General features: G+C 64.4%; 19 protein-coding genes. 10 read left to right on the top strand and 9 right to left on the bottom strand.

Going from position 1 to position 17,369, the window contains the following annotated elements:
- The first annotated feature begins 3 nt into the window (after window positions 1-3).
- The gene (locus tag BM338_RS03015) at window positions 4-369 is read left to right on the top strand and encodes a hypothetical protein (RefSeq protein WP_090449303.1); all 366 of its coding nucleotides are present in this window, start codon (window positions 4-6) and stop codon (window positions 367-369) included.
- Between the two features lie 20 nt (window positions 370-389).
- On the opposite strand, the gene BM338_RS03010 is transcribed toward BM338_RS03015, so the two are convergent.
- The 4 genes from BM338_RS03010 to BM338_RS02995 are packed head-to-tail and all read right to left on the bottom strand — an operon-like array spanning window position 390 to window position 2,512.
- On the bottom strand, window positions 390-794 hold the full coding sequence (locus BM338_RS03010; RefSeq protein WP_090449301.1) for a hypothetical protein: 405 nt from the start codon (window positions 792-794) through the stop codon (window positions 390-392).
- Window positions 791-1,279 (bottom strand): Mpo1 family 2-hydroxy fatty acid dioxygenase, encoded by a 489-nt coding sequence (locus BM338_RS03005; RefSeq protein WP_255367173.1) that lies wholly within the window; start codon window positions 1,277-1,279, stop codon window positions 791-793. Before BM338_RS03005 ends, BM338_RS03010 begins: the two co-directional genes overlap by 4 nt.
- The gene (locus BM338_RS03000) at window positions 1,279-1,611 is read right to left on the bottom strand and encodes a DMT family transporter (RefSeq protein WP_090449300.1); all 333 of its coding nucleotides are present in this window, start codon (window positions 1,609-1,611) and stop codon (window positions 1,279-1,281) included. The genes BM338_RS03005 and BM338_RS03000 overlap by 1 nt, the downstream gene beginning before the upstream one ends.
- Before the next feature lie 4 nt (window positions 1,612-1,615).
- Window positions 1,616-2,512 carry a phosphoribosylaminoimidazolesuccinocarboxamide synthase gene (locus BM338_RS02995; RefSeq protein ID WP_177229206.1) on the bottom strand — a complete coding sequence of 299 codons (897 nt, stop codon included), beginning with the start codon at window positions 2,510-2,512 and terminating at the stop codon, window positions 1,616-1,618.
- Between the two features lie 197 nt (window positions 2,513-2,709).
- On the opposite strand from BM338_RS02995, the gene BM338_RS02990 reads away from it, so the two are divergent.
- The 6 genes from BM338_RS02990 (at window position 2,710) to BM338_RS02965 (ending at window position 8,608) form a co-directional block, all read left to right on the top strand.
- A complete protein-coding gene (locus tag BM338_RS02990) occupies window positions 2,710-3,027 on the top strand; it encodes a c-type cytochrome (RefSeq protein ID WP_090449297.1) in 318 nt (105 codons plus the stop codon).
- Complete coding sequence (djlA, locus tag BM338_RS02985) at window positions 3,024-3,830, top strand: co-chaperone DjlA (RefSeq protein ID WP_090449295.1); 807 nt, start codon at window positions 3,024-3,026, stop codon at window positions 3,828-3,830. The genes BM338_RS02990 and djlA overlap by 4 nt, the downstream gene beginning before the upstream one ends.
- 112 nt (window positions 3,831-3,942) lie before the next feature.
- Complete coding sequence (gene rpe, locus BM338_RS02980; RefSeq protein ID WP_090449294.1) at window positions 3,943-4,611, top strand: ribulose-phosphate 3-epimerase; 669 nt, start codon at window positions 3,943-3,945, stop codon at window positions 4,609-4,611.
- A gap of 667 nt (window positions 4,612-5,278) precedes the next feature.
- Window positions 5,279-5,968 (top strand): proteobacterial dedicated sortase system response regulator, encoded by a 690-nt coding sequence (gene pdsR, locus BM338_RS02975; protein WP_090449292.1) that lies wholly within the window; start codon window positions 5,279-5,281, stop codon window positions 5,966-5,968.
- A complete protein-coding gene (locus tag BM338_RS02970; RefSeq protein ID WP_090449290.1) occupies window positions 5,968-6,552 on the top strand; it encodes a hypothetical protein in 585 nt (194 codons plus the stop codon). Before pdsR ends, BM338_RS02970 begins: the two co-directional genes overlap by 1 nt.
- Window positions 6,553-6,592: 40 nt before the next feature.
- On the top strand, window positions 6,593-8,608 hold the full coding sequence (locus BM338_RS02965; protein ID WP_090449288.1) for an ATP-binding protein: 2,016 nt from the start codon (window positions 6,593-6,595) through the stop codon (window positions 8,606-8,608).
- Between the two features lie 446 nt (window positions 8,609-9,054).
- Here BM338_RS02965 and BM338_RS02960 read toward each other — a convergent pair whose 3' ends face one another.
- Entirely contained in the window at window positions 9,055-10,215 is a 1,161-nt protein-coding gene (locus BM338_RS02960; RefSeq protein WP_090449286.1) for a hypothetical protein, read from the bottom strand.
- 149 nt (window positions 10,216-10,364) lie between these two features.
- Here BM338_RS02960 and trpE point away from each other — a divergent pair, with 149 nt between their 5' ends.
- The 3 genes from trpE to BM338_RS02945 all read left to right on the top strand — a co-directional run bounded on the left by trpE (window position 10,365) and on the right by BM338_RS02945 (window position 13,890).
- Window positions 10,365-11,840, top strand: coding sequence for an anthranilate synthase component I (gene trpE / locus BM338_RS02955; RefSeq protein ID WP_090449284.1), 1,476 nt, complete (start codon window positions 10,365-10,367; stop codon window positions 11,838-11,840).
- A gap of 34 nt (window positions 11,841-11,874) precedes the next feature.
- Window positions 11,875-12,570 carry a hypothetical protein gene (locus tag BM338_RS02950; protein WP_255367172.1) on the top strand — a complete coding sequence of 232 codons (696 nt, stop codon included), beginning with the start codon at window positions 11,875-11,877 and terminating at the stop codon, window positions 12,568-12,570.
- 612 nt (window positions 12,571-13,182) lie between these two features.
- Window positions 13,183-13,890 (top strand): hypothetical protein, encoded by a 708-nt coding sequence (locus BM338_RS02945; RefSeq protein WP_090449283.1) that lies wholly within the window; start codon window positions 13,183-13,185, stop codon window positions 13,888-13,890.
- Window positions 13,891-13,951: 61 nt separating this feature from the next.
- Here the strand turns inward: BM338_RS02945 and BM338_RS02940 are convergent, their stop codons facing one another.
- The 4 genes from BM338_RS02940 to BM338_RS02925 form a co-directional block, all read right to left on the bottom strand.
- Window positions 13,952-14,365, bottom strand: coding sequence for a DoxX family protein (locus BM338_RS02940; RefSeq protein ID WP_090449281.1), 414 nt, complete (start codon window positions 14,363-14,365; stop codon window positions 13,952-13,954).
- Between the two features lie 175 nt (window positions 14,366-14,540).
- Window positions 14,541-15,554 carry an alpha/beta fold hydrolase gene (locus BM338_RS02935; RefSeq protein ID WP_090449280.1) on the bottom strand — a complete coding sequence of 338 codons (1,014 nt, stop codon included), beginning with the start codon at window positions 15,552-15,554 and terminating at the stop codon, window positions 14,541-14,543.
- A gap of 52 nt (window positions 15,555-15,606) precedes the next feature.
- Window positions 15,607-16,650 carry a serine hydrolase domain-containing protein gene (locus BM338_RS02930; protein WP_090449279.1) on the bottom strand — a complete coding sequence of 348 codons (1,044 nt, stop codon included), beginning with the start codon at window positions 16,648-16,650 and terminating at the stop codon, window positions 15,607-15,609.
- 19 nt (window positions 16,651-16,669) lie between these two features.
- Entirely contained in the window at window positions 16,670-17,353 is a 684-nt protein-coding gene (locus tag BM338_RS02925) for a M15 family metallopeptidase (protein ID WP_090449277.1), read from the bottom strand.
- Window positions 17,354-17,369 lie beyond the last annotated feature (16 nt).

Below are 17,369 nucleotides of genomic sequence, written 5' to 3'. Positions count from 1 at the left end.
TTTATGCGCGCGTGGTTACTTGCAGCGCTATTCGTCAGCCTTCCGGCCACTGCATCGGTCGATCGCGTGTGTTACGTGTATCTGGTCAACGATGCGAAAAGTAGCGTCGTTTCATTCGAAGCCGCACCCACCAAGAGTCAGCAATGGGTGCGGCTGCCCATCGGCGAGCAGCCGCTGGCGGGTGGTGGGGCGGCGACCATGCTCGGCATACGCAAAGGCACGGACTGTCTGCATGATTTCCGTATTGCTTTCGCGGATGGCCGCGTATTGATCCAGCGCGGTTTCGACATCTGCCGATTCGGCAGCTTTCATCCGGATTTTTATCTGCGGCATAGCCAGCCCGTGCGAGATGGCGAACCGGAGATATAGCTTGCGGCTGTCGCGCCGACTTAGCCCAGCAGGCTGCTGACCGCACCAAATACCACAAGCATGATTACCGCCACCGCGAGGCAGGCGCTGGTGGGCTTGATGCGGCGCGCGTCGATACGCGGCACTAGGCGCCACAGCAAGGCGGCGCCGAGCAGCATGTTGGCGACCATGAAAACGCGCCACCAGACGGTCTTCAGCACGGCAGCATCGAACTGCGCACCGCTACGCACGAACACGACGGCGATAACCACCACGTCGATCATCATCCACAGCAGGCAGGCGAGGTAGGTGCGGTTGAACACCACCGGATAACGCTCGATCCAGCGCAGCACCGCCCACGCGATGATGGCGATGAACAGCGCGCCGATGCTGCTGTAAAGCACCCACCACAACAAGCTGCTGAGCAGTACCAGTAGCGTGTTCATGCGGCATCTCCCAGGCCGAGCCGACGCAATAGTTTGTCCATCAGCCAGGCCGGGCCGATCAACAGATAGGCGAGGTCGGTGAGAAAGCTGGGGCGTCGCCCTTCGATGGCGTGGCCGATGAACTGGCCGACCCAGGCCACGGCGAATACGCCGAGCGCGCTCCACAGCAAGGTCATCGGACCAAGCTGGCGATAGAGCAGTTCGGTAAGCAGATCGAGCAGGACGAAAACGATCAGCAGCGCGCCCGCAAGCCTGCGCGAATGCTTCCAGTACCACGCGAACGCCAGCACCTGCACGCCCACCGACCAGAATCCCGGGCGGCCGAGCATCGACGGTACCGGCACGGTCCACAGCATGGCTACGGCGCACCACACGATCAGTGGCACGCAGATCCAGTGCAGCAGCCGGTTGGTGGGGTGCTGATGATCGCGGCTGTAGCTGTCGAGCCAGTCGCGCATGCTGCGTGGGCCAGGTGTGATGTCCATCAGTGCGCGCTGCTCTTGGAGAACAGGTTGAGCACCAGCACGCCCGCCACGATCAGGCCGATGCCGAGCATGGCGGCCGGATCCAGTTTCTGCCGGTAGGCCACCACGCCAATCAATGCGATCAGGGCAGTACCGGCACCCGACCACACCGCGTAGGCGATGCCGATCGGGATCTGGCGCAAGGTGAGGCTGAGGCAATAGAACGCCACGCCATAACCGACCACCACGGCGATACTTGGCAGCAGCTTGCTGAAGCTATCGGAGGATTTCAGCGCACTGGTGGCGATGACCTCGGCCACGATGGCGAGGCTAAGAAAAAGCCAGGCATTCATCGACTCAATCCAGCACGATGCCGGCAAGGCGCTGCAGTGCCTCGGCGTACTTGGCGGAGGTGCCGGCGATGACCTCGGCGGGCACGCGCGGACCCGGCGCCGTCTTGTTCCAGTCCAGCGTTTCCAGATAGTCGCGCACGAACTGCTTGTCGTAGCTCGGCGGGCTGATGCCCACGCGGTACTGATCGGCCGGCCAGTAGCGACTGGAATCCGGCGTCAGCATTTCGTCCATCACGTACAGCTTGCCGTGTTCGTCGGTGCCGAATTCCAGCTTGGTATCGGCGAGAATGATGCCGCGCTCCGCCGCATACGCGGCGGCCCACTTGTAGATGGCGAGCGTCGCGGTGCGCACCTGCTCGGCGAGCTCGGGGCCGACGGCGGCAACTACCGCGTCGAAGCTCACGTTCTCGTCGTGGTCGCCCACGGCGGCCTTGGTCGACGGGGTGAAGATCGGCTCCGGCAGCTGCTGCGCCTGCTGCAGGCCGGCCGGCAGCGTGATGCCGCACAGCGAGCCGGTGGCCTTGTAGTCCTTCCAGCCCGAGCCGATCAGATAGCCGCGCGCGATCGCCTCCACCGGTACCGGCTTCAGGCGGCGGGTGACCACGGCGCGCTTCTCATACAACTTCAGATCGGTGCCTTCCGGCAGCACTTCGCTCAGCGGCGTGTGCAGCAGATGGTTCGGCACCAGGTGTTCGGTCTTGCCGAACCAGAAGTTGGAGATCTGCGTGAGCATCTCGCCCTTGCCCGGAATCGGGTCGGGCAGCACCACGTCGAAGGCTGACAGGCGGTCGGTGGCCACGATCAGCAAACGGTTGCCGGCCAGCGCATAGACGTCGCGCACTTTGCCGCGATGGATCAGCTCCAGGCCGGGCAGGTTCGATTGCAGCAAGGTGGTGGGCACGGCGGGCTCCTGGGCGATCCGATGGGGCAGGGGAATCGCGACATTGTACTGGCAGGCAGCTGCCCGACGGCCCACAAAGACTGAAGTCGGCCGCCGCACAAAGGGGGAAGGCAAATCCGACATGCGCTGCTGCCGCAGGCCGACTCCGCGCGGTAGGGGCTGCTAGAATCGCCAACCTTTAACCCCATGTGTGGCCGATGCGAATCGTACTGACCGCGGCACTGAGCCTGGCCGCCAGCCTGCCCTCTCTTGCCGCGCCGGTCGCCAAGCCTGCCCGCCTCGGCCTGTGCGCGGCCTGCCACGGTGAAACCGGCATCGCCCAGATTCCCGGTGCTCCCCATCTGGCCGGCCAGAAATTCGACTACCTGCGCGAGGCCCTCAAGCAGTATCGCGATGGCCGCCGCAACGTGCCGCTGATGCGCGCCGCGATCGGCCCGGTCAGCGATACCGATCTGGAAGAACTGGCCCGCTGGTACAGCATCCAATCGCCATCGCAGCCGCAGGCCAAGCCATGAACGTGTCCTGGACCCTGCTGCTGGCCTTTCTCGGCTTGATCTTCGGCCACGGCCTGCCCGGCGCCATCGTGGGCGGCATCGCCGGTTTCATCATCGATAGCCTCAAACAGGGCCAGCGCCGCCGCGCGACGCCCGAGGCCGGCGGCTATATCAGCCCGCTGTTTGCCTTGCTGGGCGCGGTGGCGAAATCGGATGGCCGCGTGTCGGAAGCGGAGATCGCCATCGCCGAGCGCGTGATGTCGCGCATGGGCCTGGATACCGAGCAGCGCAAGCAGGCCATCGGCAGCTTCAACGCTGGCAAGCAGCCCGAGTTCGACGTGACGCCGGCCATCGACGGCCTGCGCCAGTGGGTGGGCATGCGCCGCGACCACGCCTTCCCGGTGCTTGATGTGGTGATCGAAACGGTGCTGGCCGAAGGCAACCCGCCGCCGGAAAAAATGGCCATCCTGCGCCAGCTCGCTTTCGCCCTGCGCGTCAGCGACATGGAGCTGATGGCGCTGATGGCGATGAAGGGCTACGCCTGGAACGCCGCCACCGGTGGCGGCTATCGCGGCAACGCGCATGGCGGTGGCTATGTGCCGCCCCAGCGCAACACCAGCGGCCCCGATCCCTACACTGTGCTGGGTATCTCGCGCAGCGTCGACGACCGTGCGGTCAAGCGTGCCTATCGCAAGCTGATTTCCGAGCACCACCCTGACCGCCTCGGCGATTTGCCCGAAGATATGCGCAAGCGCGCTGAAGCCCGCGCCAGCGAGATCAACGCGGCGTACGAGCGGGTCAAGTCGGAACGCGGGTTTAAATAAGCCTGTTCAAATAATCTCGACATGTAGGAGCCCAGCCTGTGGGCGATGCTCTTACGCGGCAATGTCACAACCTTGGATCGCGCACAGGGTGCGCTCCTACAGGACTTACACCATGAGCAAGCAAAGCCCCGTCATCGCACCTTCGATTCTTTCCGCCGATTTCGCCCGTCTCGGCGAAGACACGGCCAAGGCGCTGGCGGCCGGTGCGGACTGGGTGCACTTCGACGTGATGGACAACCATTACGTGCCCAATCTCACCATCGGTCCGATGGTGCTCAAGGCACTGCGCGGCTACGGCATCACCGTGCCGATCGACGTGCATCTGATGGTGAAGCCGGTGGATCGCATCGTGCCGGACTTCGCCAAGGCCGGCGCCAGCCTGATCAGCTTCCACCCGGAAGCCAGCGAGCATGTCGATCGCACCATCGGTCTGATCAAGGAGTCTGGCTGCCAGGCCGGCCTGGTGTTCAACCCGGCCACGCCGCTGAACTGGCTGGACCACGTGCTCGACAAGCTGGACCTGGTGCTGATCATGTCGGTGAACCCCGGCTTCGGCGGCCAGAAGTTCATCCCCGGCGCGCTGGACAAGCTGCGCGAGGTGCGCCGCCGCATCGACGAAAGCGGCCGCGCCATCCGCCTGGAAGTGGACGGCGGCGTCACTGCCGAGAATATCGGCGAGATCGCCGCAGCCGGTGCCGACACCTTCGTGGCTGGCTCGGCCATCTTCAACGCACCGGACTACCGCACGGTGATCGAAGCCATGCACAAAGCCATCGGCTGAAGCAGAAATAAAAATCCCGGCGCAGGGGAGGCGCCGGGATAAAGGACGTCGGAACGACGTTCAGAGGAGACCACGCTGGCCGGCACCCGGCGCTCCTGCGTGCTCCACGGCAATGGAACGGGTGCCTGCCGCAAGTTCAGACAGGCTTGTGTCGGATTGGTTCCCGCTCGCCCGCTATTTTTTGCTGAACAAAAAAAGCCCCGCGGGGGAGCGGGGCAAGAAAGCATCGTCCAGAGGGGCATCGCAAAAAAATGGTTGTCGGTGGGGCGTTTCCTTGCCCCTGGCGACCGGCGCGCTTCCTTGCACACCGGCCGCCACCATGCCTTCCACGGCAGCTCACAGGAGTCGGATCAGGTCGGACCCAAAGCCATCAATGGATGCTCATGACCAGGCCAAGCAGCAGTGCGCCTACGGCCAGCACCACGCGAAGGGGTTCGAAGCTGCGCAGCTCGGCATTGGGGTCGCGGTCGGTCGATTCGGGCGTAGTCATGGGCGTTGGGGTCCAGTGGGGCTGGAGCCTATGGGGCGCCCGGCTGGGGCGCGCCGCACGGCAGGGTGCGGGCGATCGCGCGATGGCATCTGGCAAAACGCGGGCAAAAGCGATCGCTGGCTTGCGCACAATGGGGCCACATAGCACCCTGCGCAGCACTGACTACAGGGAACCGCCATGGGCCGCAGTATTGCCATCGTCGAAGACGAACCGTTGATCCGCGCCAATTACGTCGAGGCGCTGAACCGCTTCGGCTACGACACGCGCGGCTATGGCTCGCGCCAGGAGGCCTCCAACGCCTTCGCCATGCGCCTGCCGGAGCTGGTGATCATCGACATTGGCCTGGGCGATGAGCCCGAGGGCGGTTTCGACCTGTGCCGCGAGCTGCGGGCGAAGTCGGCCACGCTGCCGATCATCTTCCTCACCGCGCGCGATTCGGATTTCGACGTGATCTCCGGCCTGCGCCTGGGCGCGGATGACTACCTGAGCAAGGACACCAGCCTGCATCAGCTGGCCGCGCGCATCGCCGCGCTGTTCCGCCGCATCGAATCGCTGAAGGCGCCGGCCTCCAGCGAAACGGTGATCGCGCACGGTCAGCTCAAGCTCGAATCCGAGCGCATGCGCATTACCTGGAACGACGAGGAAATCCCGCTCACTGTCACCGAGTTCTGGATGGTGCATACCCTGGTGCGTTTCCCCGGCCACGTGAAGAACCGCGACCAGCTGATGCGCGAAGCCGAGCTGGTGGTCGACGACGCCACCATCACTTCGCACATCAAGCGCATCCGCAAGAAATTCATCGCCATCGCGCCGGAGTTCGATGCGATCGAAACCGTGCATGGCGTCGGCTACCGCTGGCGGCCGTGATGCGAGCTTTGTTGTTGGGTTTTCTGTTCATGCTGGTATCGACAGCGCATGCCGCAGCAGCAGTCTCGGGCGAGCAAACCGCGACTGCTAATGGCAAACCGGATGGCGCGGCACCAGGCTGGGCGATCGCCACGCTGGTGCCCCAGGGCTGGACGCAGGATTGTTGCCAGTACGCCAAGGCGATCGGCGTCAATCTCGTGCTCTACCGCGGCGAATGGAGCGGCGAGCCGGACCGGGTGATGGTGCTCAATGTATGGCCATCAAAGCTGCCGACGCTGGCGGCGGAGTGGCAGGACGACAAGAAGCACTATCTGCAACGCGATCCCGCCGGCAAAGTGGCGGCGTTTGCGGTCAGCAACCCGAAGATGACTTGCCAGGGCGGCTTGTATCAGGGCACGGATCACGTCGATGACGTGGTGGTGTTCTGCGATCCGGGCAAAGCCAGCGGCATTCGCTTCAGCTGGTCGATGACGGTGGCGGCCAATGATGCATCGCGCGATGAAGTGCTTGAGCGCTTCAAGCGCGTGGTTGAGCAATCTACCTACACGACTGGGAACGCTCCGGCACATGCGGCCAAACATTGATTAGTCGCTTGGTACCGGCGGCCGGCGATACAGTGGCGCCATGACTCTCCGCCGCAAACTCCTGCTCGTCGCGCTTTGCACGCTGGCGCTGCCGATCGCCGGGTGGCTCTACGTGCGCCAGATGGAAATGCTGCTGCGCGAAGGGCAGGAGCAGGCGCTGGTCGCTTCGGCGCGCGCGGTGGCGCGCAGTCTGGTGGTGACGCATGCACCGCTGCCGCAAGGCGATACAGGCTGGTATGTGCAGGAGGCAGCCAATCCCATCACCGTGGACGGCTATGGCGATGACTGGGCGCCGTTGACACCGTGGAGCCAGCCGCTGGGCGGGCGCGGCAAACTGCTGCTCGCCGAAGACAAGGATTGGCTCTATCTCTACGTCGACGTGCGCAGCACCCATCGCACGCGCGCCGACGCCGGCGACGCCAATGCACTGGCCGCCGATCATCTGATCCTCGGGCTCGACAAGGGTGGGCAGCAGCGCCGCTATCTGCTGGCCAGCATGGCGCCGGGACCGGTCACTGCGCGCCCGCTCGATCCGCCCGCGCAGAAACTGCCCGACCTGATCGTGGCGCAATGGCAAGAGGACGGCAGCGGTTATCGAATCGAACTGCGGCTGCCGCGAAGCCTCGCCCTGGATGGCCTGGGCGTGGGTGTACATGACGCGTCGACCAATGCCGGCGACGATCCGCAGTCGGTGGAAATCCGTCCATTACTGAGTTACTCCGGCGTGCTGTCGAAGGAGCTCGCTCAGCTGGCACCCGATAATGTCCGCGCGCGTGTGCTGGCGCCGCAAGGCTGGCTGTTGGCGCGCAGCGGCCGCCTCGGCGCTACCGCGGCTACGGTCGCCGAGCAGCCGGGCTGGTTTGCATCGATGGTCTATCGCCTGCTGCTCGCCAATCGCCTCGAGAGCGCGGAGCCGTGGACCGATGAAGCGCCACGCCTGGATGTGCCGGAAGTGAAAACCGCACGCAACGGCAGCCCGGCCACCTTGTGGCGCCGTGGCGAAGCGCGCGGCAGCGTGGTGCTCGCCGCGGCGGTGCCGATCGGGCCGGCGAACGATGCGCAAGGCGTGCTGCTGCTGGAACAGGCCAGTCGTGCCGTGCCGCTGCTGGCCAATCGCGCCCTGCTGGGTCTGCTCGCCATCAGCTTCGGCGTGTTGCTAGTGGCCGGCGCGATCCTGCTGGCCTTCGCCACCCGCCTGAGCATTCGTCTGGCTCGTCTGCGCGATGCGGCCGAACGGGCACAGGCCAACGATGGCCGTCTGGACGGCCAGATGCTCGGCAAGTTCCCGATGACCGACGCCGAGGACGAGATCGGCGATCTCGCGCGCAGCTTCGAGCGCTTGCTGGAAGTGGTCGGCGGCTATACCGATTACCTGCGCACGCTGGCGTCCAAGCTATCGCACGAGTTGAATACGCCGCTGGCGATCGTGAAGTCGTCGCTGGACAACCTTGAGCATGCCGCGTTGCCCGCGGATGCCGTGCCCTATCTGGCGCGTGCGCGTGATGGCGTGGCGCGCCTTGGCACGCTTGTGCGCGCGATGAGTGAGGCCACGCGGATGGAGCGCGCGATCGCCGCGGCCGAGCCGGAGGATGTGGATCTGGTCGAGGTGGTGCGCGGTTGCGCCGAAGCGTATAGGCCGCTGGCTGGTGCGCGGCGGCTGGATTGTGTGTTGCCGGATGGGCCGCTGCGTCTGCATTGCGCGCCGGAGTTGATTGCACAGGCGCTGGACAAGTTGTTCGACAACGCGCTGTCGTTTACGCCGGAAACGGGGTGGCTGCGCTTGAGCTTGCGTGCGTCGGGCGATGGTGCGGAGATCGAGCTGGCGAATCAGGGGGCGCCGTTGCCGGCGGCGATGCATGGGCGGTTGTTCGATTCGCTGGTGAGTTTGCGCGATAAGGCTACGCCGGGGGATGCGCCGCATCTGGGCTTGGGGCTTTATGTGGTGAGGTTGGTGGCGGAGCGCCACCATGGGGTGGCGTTGGCGCGGAATCTTGAGGATGGGAGTGGGGTGGCGTTTGTGTTGCGGTTGCAGGGGATGCCGCGGCAGCGCTTGTAGGTTTTGCTCGTCATCCCTGCGTAGGCAGGGATCCAGTGGCGTTGTCGCCTGGTCTTAGCGTCTGCGTGCTCTGGCTCGCCTGCCGCGGGCATCCGAACCGCTGCCGCGGCTCGGGTCACTTTCTCTTTGCTGGCCCACGCACCCGCAGGAGCGGGTGCGAACAGCACAGCTGGCCCGAAGGGCGGAGGGCAGGGATGCCCGGAGTAAAGAGAAAGTAACCAAAGAGAAATGGCCTGAAGAGCAGGCGGTGCGCTCTGTAGCTACTCATCTTCCAGTGTCAGGCGCCGGGATGGTTTTCTTCCAGGCGTCACCGTCCCACCTTTACCGTTCACAGGGACCTAAGAGCATCGCGGAACAAAGCTTTGCTCCCTCCCCTGCTAGCAGGGGAGGGCTGGGGAGGGGTGTGGGTGCTCGGGAGGGTGTTGCTACGGAAGCGCTTTTAAGTCTTACGGCGTCGGCAGCGCTGCCCGCTTGATGATCCAGCCACCCGCTTCGTGCAGCACTTCAATCTGCTTGATGCTCGGCGTTCCGCAGTCGCCGCCTTTTTCATGGCAGGCGGCGAGAGACACTCGCAGGTGTTGTTCGTCACTGAGTTCGAAGTCGTTGAGGTGGGTGCTGGCTTGGGCGACGGTGTTTTCCAGGGCGGTGCCGATGAAGACGCCGCGGCGGAAGATGTAGAGCTGCAGGTTGTCGGGGTGGCAGGTGCTGTCGTAGCCGGAGGCGGCTTCGGCGACGTAGGTGTCGCCTTTGCGTTGGGCGCGGCCGGTGAGCAGGCGCTGGCCGCCGGTGAGCAGGAAGCGGTCTTCGTCGTTGCGCGGTGTGGGTGTCGTGGCGGGGCATGCCGTGGTGTCGGCGCGGACGGCGGTGGCGTCTTCGGGTTGCTCAGTGTGTAGCGGCTGTAGCGGGCGCGGGACATAGGGCTGTTGCGCCAGTTGGGTGGGTGCGGTTGGCGTCGGCTGATGCAGCCACAGCGTCAGGGCGACGGCGCCGATCAACAGGCTGGTGATGGCCCAGCTGCGGCCACCCACGGTGGGATGCCGCAGCAGCCATAGCAGGATGCCGAGGCCCAGCAGCAGCGCGATGGGTGCGAGGGCGTGCCAGAGCAGGGCGAGTACGGAGAGGACGACCGCAGCGATGGCCCAGCGCGAAACAGCGGCGCGCGAGGTCTTGGGCATCGGCGGTGGCGTTGCCGCGGTGGCGGTCGGCAGGGGTGGGGGGAGCGGGGCTTCGTGCGTGGTGGACGCGGCTTCCCACGGAAACCATTGCTGTCCACCGTCGTGGCACCACTGGTCGCCGGTGTGGGCATAGCGGGACAGTGCGGACTCGGGCAAGGGACCGCGCAGCTGGCCTTCGCGCAGCAGCCAGATCAGCGGTGCGTCGTCGGGAATGACGTGGGCTTCCACCCCCATCTGTTCCAACTGGGTGGCCTGGGCTTGCGCGGCGGCTTCGTCCAGTCCGCGCCGGATCAGCAGCGGCGCGCGCTCGAACACGCGCTGGCGGAAGTCGGTGCCTTCCATGCCGAAAGCCGCCGCCATGCGTGCCTGCACGCTGGCGGAATCCTGGCCATCCAGCAGGCGGCCGGTGAGCACGAGGCAGTAAACGGTCATGCAATTCCCCCAGGCGCCGGTTCCTGCGCCGATACCACAAGGGTAGGTGTGGCACCGGGGACACACAAGCGGATTTCGGTTCGCAGCCGGGGTATGCCTAAAATGCCTCTCTCAAGCTTCCCCCGATTGGCTTTCTGGATCTCCACTACGTGATCTCCCGAGACGAATTCGACGCGCTGGCCGCCCAGGGGCACACGCGCATCCCGCTGGTGCGCGAGGTGTTTTCCGACCTCGACACGCCATTGTCGGTGTATCTGAAACTGGCCGATGGCCCGTACACCTTCCTGTTCGAGTCGGTCGAAGGCGGCGCCACCTGGGGACGCTATTCGATCATCGGCCTGCCCGCGAAGCGCGTGTATCGCCTGCGTGGACACGAGCTTGAAGTGGAAGACTCGGGCGAAGTCACCGAGCGCCGTCACCTGGACGATCCGCTGGGCGAGATCGAAAAGCTGCGCCAGCAGTACGACGTGCCGCGCCTGCCGCAGCTGCCCGCCTTCAGCGGTGGCCTGGTCGGCTATTTCGGTTTCGAGACCATCGGCTACATCGAGCCGCGCCTGGCCCAATGGGATCGCGCCGACGAGCTGGGCACGCCCGATGTGTTGCTGATGCTGGCCGAAGAAGTGGCGGTGTTCGACAACCTCAAGGGCCGCCTGTACCTGATCGTGCACGCCGATCCGTCGCAGCCGCATGCCTATGCCGAAGCGCAGCGGCGGCTGGATGCGCTGGTGTATCGACTGCGCCAGGGTGGTGCCTCGTATCCGCAGCTCACGCAATCCATCGCGCTGGACGAGGGCGACTTCAAATCTTCCTTCACCAAGGAAGAATTCGAGGCGATGGTGGAGCGCGCGAAGGAATACATCCGCGCCGGCGATATTTTCCAGGTCGTGCCGTCGCAGCGCCTGAGTATCGGTTTCCATGCGCGACCGGTGGATGTATATCGCGCGTTGCGCGCACTCAATCCATCGCCTTACATGTACTTCGTCGATCTCGGCGCAACGCAGATCGTCGGTTCCTCGCCGGAAATCCTCGCGCGTCTCAAGGACGGCAAGGTGGTGGTGCGCCCACTCGCCGGCACGCGCAAGCGCGGCGCCACCGAAGAGGAAGACCAGGCGCTGGAAGCCGAACTGCTGGCCGATCCGAAGGAGCGCGCCGAGCACGTGATGCTGATCGACCTGGGCCGTAACGACATCGGCCGCATCAGCGAAACCGGCAGCGTGGAAGTGAGCGAGTCCTTCGCGATCGAACGCTACTCGCACGTGATGCACATCGTGTCGCAGGTGCAGGGCAAGGCGCGTCCCGGCCTCGGCTATATGGATGTGCTCAAGGCGACGTTCCCCGCCGGCACGCTCAGCGGTGCGCCGAAGATCCGCGCGCTGGAAATCATCCAGGAGCTGGAGCCTTACAAGCGCAACATCTATGCCGGTGCGATCGGCTGGATCGGCTGGTGGGGCGATGCGGATACCGCCATCGCCATCCGCACCGCGGTAATTCAGGATGGCCGTCTGCATGTGCAGGCCGGCGCCGGCATCGTCTACGACTCCGATCCCTCGGCCGAGTGGGAGGAGACCATGAATAAGGGACGCGCACTGTTCCGCGCGGTAGCACAAGCAGCGAAGGGGCTGTGACCGGAAGGTCCGGCCCGACTACAGGGATGCCATCGTGAGCCTTTCCATCATGCGGTACGGCATCGTCGCGCTGCCGTTGCTTTGTTCCCTCACTGCGACCGCGCGCGAACCTGCTGACATGCACTGGACGGACGATCCGCTCAGCCGCATGAAGGCGATGGCGATGCTGCAATCGCTCAATGCCGACCTGTTGAGTCATCCGAGTGCAACGCTGACCTTGGAGCGCTGGTGCGGTGCGCATCATCTGGCGCGGGATGCCAAGGTGGTGGCGCGTCGCGTGAAGGGTGTCGACAAACCTCTGCCGGATGGTGCGCGTGAGCAGCTTGGTATCGGTGCCGACGAGGCTGTGAGCTATCGGCAGGTGCAGTTGGTGTGCGGCAATCTGGTGCTGTCCGAAGCTGACAACTGGTACGTGCCTGCGCGGCTTAGTGCGGAGATGAACCACGAGCTGGACAGCACTGATGTGCCGTTCGGCAAGGTGGTGCAATCGCTGCACTTTCGTCGCCAGACGCTTTCCGCCGAATTGTTGTGGTCGCCGTTGCCACAAGGGTGGGATGACGGGGTGGCGTTACCGCCGGGCACGCATGGGCCGCTGGTGATTCCGGCGCATGTGTTGCAGCACCGGGCGGTGTTGGTGGGGCAGGATAATCGGGCGATCAGTTTGGTGGTGGAGAGTTATACGTCGAATGTGTTGGCGATGCCTTCGGCGGTGTTGGCGCCGACGCCCTAGCTTTTCTCCTTCTCCCTGCGGGAGAGGGCTGGGGTGAGGGTTCAGGCCCTGAGCTATTTCCTCCTACTTCGTCATCCCTGCGCAGGCAGGGATCCAGTGGCGTTGTCGCCTGGTTTTAGCGTCTGCGTGCTCTGGCTCGCCTGCCGCGGGCTTCCGAACCGCTGCCGCGGTCCGGGTTACTTTCTCTTTGCTGGCCCAAAGAGAAAGTAACCAAAGAGAAATGGCCTGAGAGCAGGCGGAGTGCTTTGTAGCTACGCCATTTCCAGTGTCAGGCGTCGGGATGGTTGTCTTCAGGCCTGATCGTCTATTTCTCATCGAAGCGCAACATCTCCCTCTCCCCTCCGGGGAGAGGGTTGGGGTGAGGGGTGGGTGCTCGGTTCAATGGAGCTATTGGCAAGCCTTTCCACAAGAACTTGCACCTCAATTCCTGCAAGAATGCCCCGGCGCATGCATTGGGGGGTGGATGCGCCATAGCGTGAGTGCATGCCGGTTTGGCGTGCTGCCCGTGCAAGCGGGCCACGATGTCTACACGACCTCCAGTTGATCCCCGCCGTACGGACGCCGTGGGGGCGGCCCGGTGAACGTGCGGGTGGACATCGTCAGGGGAAAGACATGAATCGTCTGTTGAAGAACGGATGCACGGTGGTTTGTGTGTTGGGTCTTTCGGCGTGCGCAACGATTGTGGGTGGGCGGTATCAGCATGTTGCGGTGGATACCAATGCCGCGGATCAGAGCAGTGTCGGCGCCAATTGCACGTTGACCAATGATCGCGGCACGGTGCGGGTGACGACGCCTGCTACGGCGACGGTGCATCGGTCCAGTGGGCCGCTGGATATCAGTTGCAACAAGGATGGTGCACAGGTCGCGCAGCAGACGTTTCATGCGAATGTGCGGCCGATGGTGTGGGGCAACATTCTGTTCGGCGGCTTGATCGGCATCATCGTCGACTTCTCTAACGGCGCTGCGCATCACTATCCCGACCACCTGAGCCTGACTTCGTACTCGAAGTCTGCCGATGCGATGGTTGTAACACCTGCGGCTGGCGGTAGCGGGATGGGCGCGACGGACGTCCAGGGTCAGGCGCCGGTCGGCGCGCAGCCTCCGTCAGGTGGTCTGGCGAGCCTGGATCGCCGTATCAGCCCGGGCATGTTCAATGCCGCGCAGAACGTGGCGGCCGCACAGCGTTGCGAGCGCAGCCTGCGCGTGCTGATGGCGGAAGGCGAAAGGGCGTTGCTTGAGTCGGAGTGCCCTGGCGCAGAGCCCATTCATATCGAATGCCAGGGCGCGAGCTGCACGGCGGTGCGTCCAGCGGCATCCTGATGCCGGAGGTGCGGCGGCATCGTGTCCGGTGTCGCCGCTCCCAGCGTGAAGACGTGCCGCGTCAGCGTTTGTCGAGGGAATACTTTCCCGGGCCGATTGCGCACAGCAGCAAGAGTCCGCCCACGATGCTGATGTTCTTGTAGAAGTTGATCATCGCCATGTACTGCATGTCTCCCGACATGTTCCAGTACGGATGGCCGATGAGTGCCGTGGCGAAGGTATACACCGCGAGGATCAGCGCTAGCGGCCGCGTGAAGTAGCCGAGTGCCAGCGCGATGCCCACCGCGAATTCCATCACGATGGCGATGATCGTCGATAGCGTCGGCGCCGGCAGGCCGGCCGAGGCCATATAGGTCACGGTGCCCGAGAAGCCGATGACCTTGGACCAGCCGAACTTCACGAACAGGATCATCAAGAGAATGCGGGCGACAAGGATGACCTCGTCTCTGTGTTTCTCGAATAACGTGTAGCGCATGATGTTCTCTCCAAGCCGTCGAAGTCGGTGCTGTGGATAGACATGCTGCTCGTCTGGGTTCGCCGGACCCACCGTGGCGAAGCATTCGTCGAGGGCGTCGCCCCTCGTGAGCCATGGTACGTCCGCGCGAGGTGGCTTTTCCATCGCTGGATGATGCATTTCGTCATGGTTTCGATCAGTCGCCCAAGGCGTCGTCGAGTGCCCGGTAGAACCGGTCCGGCGCTTCAAGCATCGGTGAGTGACCCAAACCGTCGAGCGGGATCAGGCGGGCGCCGGGAATCGCCTGCGCCGCCTGCTTTCCCAGCACCGGATAGTCGCCGAGCGTGGCAGCAACGGAGGGCGGGGCGATGTCCCGGCCGAGCGCGGTGCGGTCGCGCTGGCCGATGATCAGCACGGTGGGCACTTTGATCTGGGGGAACTCGTAGATCACCGGTTGGGTGTAGATCATGTCGTAGGTAAGTGCGCCGGCCCAGGCCGAGGTCTCGCGTCCTTCACCTTCGTATTGCCCGGCCTGCAGGTTCACCCAGCGGTCGTAGTCGGGTTTCCAGTGGCCGTCGTAGTAGCTCTTCAGTTGATAGGCCTTGATGCTGGCGGCGCTGGTCTTGAGCTCGTTCCGGTACCAGTCGTCCACGCTGCGCCAGGGCACGCCCTTGGCCTTCCAGTCTTCCAGGCCGATCGGATCGACTAGCACCAGTTTTTCGACTGATTGCGGAAACATCAGCGCATAGCGCGAACCGACCATGCCACCCATGGAGTGCGCAACCACGATCGCCTTGTCGAGGCCAAGGCTTGCTAGCAGGGCATGGGTGTTCGCTGCCAGCTGGTGCAGGCTGTATTGATAGCCGCGCAGCTTGGAGGATTTGCAGAAGCCGATCTGGTCCGGCACCACCACGCGGTAGCCATGGTCGCGCAGACGTTCGGCGGTGGCGGTCCAATACGGTGCGCAGAAGTTTTTGCCATGCAGCAGTACGACGGCATGGCCGTTGGGCTTCGCTGGTTGCAGATCCATATAGGCCATCTGCAGGGATTGGCCCTGGTTCTGCACGGCGAACTCATGCACGGGATAGGGATAGTCATAGCGTTCCAGGCGCGCACCGAGATCGGCCACTTTGGCTGTGTTCTCCGCGTGGCTCACGGAAGCGACCGACAACGCGGCGATCAATCCAGTGGCGATAAGGGCGCGATGCATGGCGATGCTCCTGTGGGGACAGGTCATCGAGCGTAGCGCATGCTTCGTAAGATCAGTGGCCAAGAAATGGTTGCGCGACAGCAAGCGCGGTGCGATACGGCTCGGGATCGTTGCGATTGCTGAGCAGGATCACCGTCACGTGGTGTTTCGGCCAGCGCACGATCACGTTGCGAAAGCCGATGCTTTCGCCGGAGTGCCAGCGCACGTCGCCGTGGATTCGCCAGCCGTAGCCGTAGGCATCGACGTCGTCCTCGCCGTTGACCTTGTTCTGTGCGGCGAAAGCGAGTTTGCGTGAGGCGTCGCTGAGCAGGCGATGGTCGTATAGCGCCGCGTCCCAGCTCGCGAGATCGTCAATGGAAGCGTAGACGCCGCCGTCGCCGCGCGTGGCGCTGGTCAGGTCCTGGTCGGTGCGGGTCCACTTGCCGTCCGTTTCGCTGTAGCCGAAGGCGCGGTGCGCGGGCTCGGGGCCACTGGGTTCGCGCAGCAGGGTGTGGTCCATATGCAGCGGTTCGAAGATGCGCTGACGCAGGAACTCCGGCAGGCGCTGGCCGGAGGCGCGCTCCACGATCAGCCCGAGCAGCACGTAGCCGCTGTTGCTATAGCGATAGCTCGTGCCGGGCGCAAAGTAGCTGCGGTTTTCGGCGGAGAGCATGCGCAGCACATCGTTGTCGTTGAGTTGAGCGGTCGTGCCGGGCGGAATCAGATCTTCGTAATCGATCAGGCCGGAGCTGTGCGAGAGCAGGTGATGAAGGGTGATCGCCTGGTCGGTGGCGGGCAGTGATGGCAACCAGCGGCGCACCGAATCATCGAGCTTCAGCTTGCCGTCTTCCGCCAGCAGAAGGATCGCTGCCGCGGTGAATTGCTTGCTGACCGAGGCCAGCCGGTAATTGGTGGCCGGCGTCGCTGCCTCGTCGCTTTCGAGATTGGCGTAGCCGTAGGCCTTGCGCAGCACCGGCTTGCCGTCCTTGAGCACCAGCAGCGAGGCACCTGGCACTTTTCCGGTGTAGCGCTGCATCAGTGTGTCGGCGTTGTCGGCGCGGACACCGGTGGAGCCGAGGAGGAGTAGCGAGGCGAGCAGGCGGATGATGGAACGCATGGTGTCCTCGAAGCCGTGCTCAGCGCACGGGCAAGTCGTAGTAGGTGTCAGGCGATGGCTCGGGGTTGAGCGTGTAATGCCACCACTCGAACGGATAGTTGCGGAAGCCGCCGCGCGTCATGGCATCGCGCAGGCGGTCGCGATTCGCGCGCTGCGCGGCGGTGACGACGGGCGAGTCGGTGTTGGCAAGCGGGTCGAAGTAGTCGAACGGCGTGCCCATATCGAGCGGTTCGCAATGATCGCCGCCGGCATCGCATTGCATCAGCGTCAAGTCCAGCGTGGCGCCGCGGCTATGGCCGGAACGCGGCGCGATGTAGTCGCCGAGCAGCATGCGCTTGTCCAGGTGCGGATAGTGCGCGGCCTTGGTGCGCTGGTCGGCGAGATCGCCGCCCCAGCGCACGAAATGCCGCACAGCGCGCGCGGGGCGATAGCAATCCCACAGCAGCAGGCGTTGATGGTTCGCGCGCAAGGCCAGCTCGACTCGTTGCAGTGCTTCCGCCGCCGGACGCAGCAGATAGCATTTCGGTGACTCGTAGCCGTCCACCGGCGCGCCGACGAAATTGTCGCTGCCGGCGTATTTGATGTTTTCGCTGATATCCGGCACCAGGCTGCGGACATCCACCAGTCCCGCTGCCGCCAGCGTGCCTGTGGCGAGTGGTGGCTTGTCAGCTTGCGTAGCACAGCCGCTGGTAAGGACGGTCATTGCCACCACAGTGAGC

The sequence above is a fragment of the Dyella sp. OK004 genome (assembly GCF_900114495.1).
Taxonomy (GTDB): domain Bacteria; phylum Pseudomonadota; class Gammaproteobacteria; order Xanthomonadales; family Rhodanobacteraceae; genus Dyella_D.
The sequence above is the reverse complement of the archived record's forward strand: the minus strand, read 5'-3'. Positions and strand labels throughout refer to the sequence as shown.

Bases quoted from the DNA above. Each gene is read 5' to 3' on its own strand.
- BM338_RS03015 (WP_090449303.1), top strand. From the start codon at position 4: ATGCGCGCGTGGTTACTTGCAGCGCTATTCGTCAGCCTTCCGGCCACT.
- BM338_RS03010 (WP_090449301.1), bottom strand. From the start codon at position 794: ATGAACACGCTACTGGTACTGCTCAGCAGCTTGTTGTGGTGGGTGCTT.
- BM338_RS03005 (WP_255367173.1), bottom strand. From the start codon at position 1,279: ATGGACATCACACCTGGCCCACGCAGCATGCGCGACTGGCTCGACAGC.
- BM338_RS03000 (WP_090449300.1), bottom strand. From the start codon at position 1,611: ATGAATGCCTGGCTTTTTCTTAGCCTCGCCATCGTGGCCGAGGTCATC.
- BM338_RS02990 (WP_090449297.1), top strand. From the start codon at position 2,710: ATGCGAATCGTACTGACCGCGGCACTGAGCCTGGCCGCCAGCCTGCCC.
- djlA (WP_090449295.1), top strand. From the start codon at position 3,024: ATGAACGTGTCCTGGACCCTGCTGCTGGCCTTTCTCGGCTTGATCTTC.
- rpe (WP_090449294.1), top strand. From the start codon at position 3,943: ATGAGCAAGCAAAGCCCCGTCATCGCACCTTCGATTCTTTCCGCCGAT.
- pdsR (WP_090449292.1), top strand. From the start codon at position 5,279: ATGGGCCGCAGTATTGCCATCGTCGAAGACGAACCGTTGATCCGCGCC.
- BM338_RS02970 (WP_090449290.1), top strand. From the start codon at position 5,968: ATGCGAGCTTTGTTGTTGGGTTTTCTGTTCATGCTGGTATCGACAGCG.
- BM338_RS02965 (WP_090449288.1), top strand. From the start codon at position 6,593: ATGACTCTCCGCCGCAAACTCCTGCTCGTCGCGCTTTGCACGCTGGCG.
- BM338_RS02960 (WP_090449286.1), bottom strand. From the start codon at position 10,215: ATGACCGTTTACTGCCTCGTGCTCACCGGCCGCCTGCTGGATGGCCAG.
- BM338_RS02945 (WP_090449283.1), top strand. From the start codon at position 13,183: ATGAATCGTCTGTTGAAGAACGGATGCACGGTGGTTTGTGTGTTGGGT.
- BM338_RS02940 (WP_090449281.1), bottom strand. From the start codon at position 14,365: ATGCGCTACACGTTATTCGAGAAACACAGAGACGAGGTCATCCTTGTC.
- BM338_RS02935 (WP_090449280.1), bottom strand. From the start codon at position 15,554: ATGCATCGCGCCCTTATCGCCACTGGATTGATCGCCGCGTTGTCGGTC.
- BM338_RS02930 (WP_090449279.1), bottom strand. From the start codon at position 16,650: ATGCGTTCCATCATCCGCCTGCTCGCCTCGCTACTCCTCCTCGGCTCC.
- BM338_RS02925 (WP_090449277.1), bottom strand. From the start codon at position 17,353: ATGACCGTCCTTACCAGCGGCTGTGCTACGCAAGCTGACAAGCCACCA.